The organism is Flavobacterium esculini, assembly GCF_048284325.1.
GTDB lineage: Bacteria > Bacteroidota > Bacteroidia > Flavobacteriales > Flavobacteriaceae > Flavobacterium.
The window spans coordinates 1-4337 of sequence record NZ_JBLVPI010000038.1 but is presented as its reverse complement, the minus strand read 5'-3'; the positions used below and the strand labels follow the sequence as shown (position 1 = coordinate 4337).

Below are 4337 nucleotides of genomic sequence, written 5' to 3'. Positions count from 1 at the left end.
TTTAATGAAAAATGGAGGTGGTCATTTTGCTCCGGAATTAGGTGGTCATTTTGAATTGGAATCAGGTGGTCACTTTAAATTGGAATTGGGTGGTCAATATCACTGGAATTTGCAGTAATAGTTCTTTGTATATCCTTTCCTCAATTGTCATACTTATTGCCCCATTTTTTTATCTGATCATGATTTATGCTTAAATATACTTCGATTTATACAGCAAAAAATTAATGCGATATGGCATTATAATTTTGTTAGGTATTACAGTCCAGATATACCATTAACAAAAGTATCTACGAAATCTAAAATTTTATTCAATATTCGGTCACCCACTTCTTTAGATTTTAGAACGCTAGGCCTTCCGTCTATGCGAAGGTCTAAAATTTCTTTTCTTAAGGGTTCACGTTCGGTAAAAAGATAATTTTCTATAAGTTTTTCAGTTTTTTCATCAGAAAGGTTTTCTGTTTTCACCAAATCTTGGAGTGCTTTTTCTTGTTCTTCATTCCAGAATTTTTCAAATTCTTCGGGAATAATATCTGTATCCTCAATGTGAGGTAGGCTTTCTTGAATAAATTTCTCAATCAGTTCTCTTTTACTTCTTAATGAGACTTCGGTATTCAATAAGTTTGTTATTTCTTTTTCAATACTTTCTTTATCTTTTGAACTGTGTTTTAATTTAAACTTAATTAACAGTTGAATAATGTAGGTGACATTGATTGTATCGCGTCTAATCAGTTCCAACTCGAAGTCAATGTCGTTTAAAATAGATGTTTTTTCTATGGAAGTACTGTTGCTAAGTTTATCCTTCAAATCCAGATACTTACTGGTATAATCTGCAAATAGCTGTTCTTCTATTTGTAAATCATTCCAAGTAAATTCAGAATAATGGCTCATTTTTTTGTGTAAACGGATAAGTGCTCTGAATGTTAAAATAAACTGTAGCTTATCTTCTTCAGTATATAGTTCATCTACTGCACTAATATGAGGAACAATTTCTAATAATTTTTGAGTTACTTCATTGAATTTTTCTGTATAAACTTCATAAGGTTCAACAATAATTTCGTCAATTGCCTCTTTGTTACTAAATAAGGCAATTGCTTCATCTGTTTTATCTTTCAGATTTCGAAAGCATACAATATTTCCCTGTGTCTTATTTTTGTCTAATGTGCGATTTGTACGGCTAAAAGCTTGAATTAGTCCGTGGTATTGTAGGTTCTTGTCAACATACAATGTATTCAGATTTTTACTATCATAACCAGTTAAAAACATATTAGCGACTAATAAAATATCCGTTTCATGTTTAGGATGTTTTGATTTTCTGGCTACAGCATTATAATAATTGTAGAAGCCTTCACTATCCTTGATATTTTCTGCCATTCCAAATAGTTCGTTGAAATCTTGCACATAGGTTTCTAATAATTCTCTGCGATGTGGTTTGAAACCATACTGTTCTTGTGGCTCAGCGGCCATATTCAGTCGGCTGGCCAATTGATCCTCTATTTCTTCCTCGTTTTGGGCATAACTAAAAATAGTTGCTATTTTTAAATTATGTTCACCATTCAGTTTTTTGCGTTTAAAAATTTCATAGTATTCAATGACGGCATCAATATCTTGAACACACATCATCGCACAGAATTTTTTGGATTGTGTTTTTTGATCGTGGTATTGAATGATGTAATCAACAATTGCTTCTTTACGTTCAGGAGCTTCAAAAACCTCAGCTTCATTAATTTTTTCAATTTTCAAGTCAATTATATTATCTTTTTTCTTGAAAGTTTGAATATATTCAATCGAAAATCTCAAAACATTTTCATCTCTAATAGCATCTGTAATGACATATTTGTGAAGGCATTTGCCAAACAAGCTGGATGTGGTTTTTTCCCCATTGGCATTCTCTGCCAAAATTGGTGTACCTGTAAAGCCAAATAATTGAATATTATCAAAATAACTTACAATGTTTTGATGCGTATCTCCAAATTGTGAACGATGGCACTCATCAAAGATAAATACCATTCTTTCATTTTTAAGAGCTTTCATTTTAGCTAAATTCCGACCCGAAATAGCATTATTGAGCTTTTGAATGGTTGTAACAATAATTTTTACATTCGGATCATTGAATTTCCTGATAAGATCATCTGTGTTAGTTGCTGAACTTACTGAGCCTTTGCTAAAGCTATCGTATTCCTTATTTGTTTGATAATCCAAATCCTTTCTATCTACTACAAAAACTACTTTTTTAATAGCTGTAATTTTTGATAAAATTTGGCTGGCTTTGAAACTTGTTAAGGTTTTTCCACTTCCTGTGGTATGCCAGATATATCCGTTTTTCTCTACACTATAACCATTTAATATTTCGTTTTCGGTAACTTTTTTTATAATACTTTCCACGGCATAATATTGATATGGACGAAGAACCATTAACCTTTTATCAGTTTCGTTAAGTACAATGTATTTACATATCATTTTACTGATATGACAGGGTTCTAAGAAAGTGTCAGTAAAACCGTTCAGAATGTTATTGAGAGGATTATTGTTCTCGTCTGTCCAATGGAAAGTTTGTAAATATTCCTGTTTATGAGTGCCGAAGTTGCTGAAATACTTGGTATTTACACCGTTGCTGATAATAAATAGTTGCACAAAATGAAACAAGCCTTTTCCTGCTCCAAAACTATGTTTTTGATAGCGATTGATTTGGTTGAAAGCTTCTTTCATTTCCAACCCTCTACGCTTCAGTTCTATCTGCACTAATGGTAATCCATTAATTAGCAAGGTTACATCATACCGATTTTCGTATTTACCTTCCTGTGTAATCTGATTCGTAACCTGATATTCATTTTGGCACCAATGTTCTATGTTTAGAAATTCAAAATAGAGGTTCTCTCCATTATCTCTTAGGATATGATGTTTCGTTTCACGTAATATTTTGGCTTTTTCAAATACTGATCCTTTGTTGACAATATTCAGTACTTTTTCAAATTCAGCTTCGCTAAATAAAATGTTATTATGCTTTTCAAGTTGCATTTTCAAGTTTAGCAATAACTCTCTTTCACTTTTAATATCAATATACTTATACCCCAATTTTTGTAATTGTCCTACAAGTTGTTCCTCTAAAATTTGTTCAGACTGTTTGCTCAAAATAATTATGAATTAGGAGTTGTTATGTTAGCTTTAATATGACAAATTTAACAAAATAAAGAGGTTTCTTTCACTTCTCCTAATTCATAATCTAAAGTTTACTTCAAAGCTTTAAACATTTGTTCAATAACTTTCTTTTTTTGTTCCATATTGGGATGAACATAGAGGTTTAATGTCGTGCTAATATTGGAATGCCCTAAAAGAACACTTACGGTTTTGTAATCACATTTACTTTCAATACATCTGGTTGCGAAACTGTGCCTCAGCCCATGAAACTTCAGATCTGGCATCTTCAAATGATTCATTAGGTTTTTATAATAACTACGATAAGTTCTGGGCTCAGTTGGTTTTGCATCGTTGGTTAAAACAAAAAACGAAGGGTTAACAATTTTTTTAAATGGTTTGAGTATTCTTAATAAATCTTTGCTTATGGGAATTTCACGTATAGAATTTTTTGTTTTTGGTGTGTCTAAAATAAGTTCTGTTTTTCTACTTCCATCTTCTATAACGTAAATGCGTTGGATGGTTCTGTTAACGCTGATAACACCATTATCTGTATCAACATCTTCCCAAGTAAGGGCACAAACTTCTCCTATACGCATACCAGAGCTTAAGCAAATATAAACCCCTAAATTTCGAAATGTAAAATGCTCCTGTATATAATTCATAATTTTTTTCTGATCTGAACGGTTTAATACCTCAATCGTATATTTTTCTCGTTCTGTTGGAAATTGTATGTCAAATGGAATATAATCCGTCCACTTGTGTTTAGCACCATACTTAAGAATCATTTTCAGAACAATTAGAATATCCTTGATTGTTTTTTGACTTAAACCTGATTCCAATTTTTGAAATACAAAAGCCTGCACTTCTGCTTCCTCAAGCGAAAATTTATTACCAAATATGGGTAGTATGTGATTTTCGATTAAAAGAGTATAAGCAGAAAAACTTGATTTTTTCACGTACTGTTTTTTGTTTGTTTTCCATAGGTCAATTACCTCTAAAATTTGTTTTTGATCATTCATTATTAATTAATTTTTATTAATTCCAAAGGAAAGAAATAAAGAATTGAGGATTTTAATATCGCTAAGGTTCCTAATTTGAGATTTCCTGGGTTTAATGAGGAGTGGGAAGGTAGAAAGATGGGGGAAGTAGCTACATTTTCAAAAGGGAAAGGAATATCAAAAAGTGATATTGAAGAAGGCGGT

2 protein-coding genes are annotated in these 4337 nt (G+C 31.5%); both read right to left on the bottom strand.

Translation table 11 applies throughout. From position 1 onward, the window contains the following. Positions 1-255: 255 nt before the first annotated feature. A complete protein-coding gene (locus tag ACNQGG_RS17170) occupies positions 256-3129 on the bottom strand; it encodes a type I restriction endonuclease subunit R (protein ID WP_417966060.1) in 2874 nt (957 codons plus the stop codon). A 98-nt stretch (positions 3130-3227) separates the two neighbouring features. Then, positions 3228-4154, bottom strand: coding sequence for a tyrosine-type recombinase/integrase (locus ACNQGG_RS17165; RefSeq protein ID WP_417966058.1), 927 nt, complete (start codon positions 4152-4154; stop codon positions 3228-3230). Between the last annotated feature and the right edge of the window lie 183 nt (positions 4155-4337).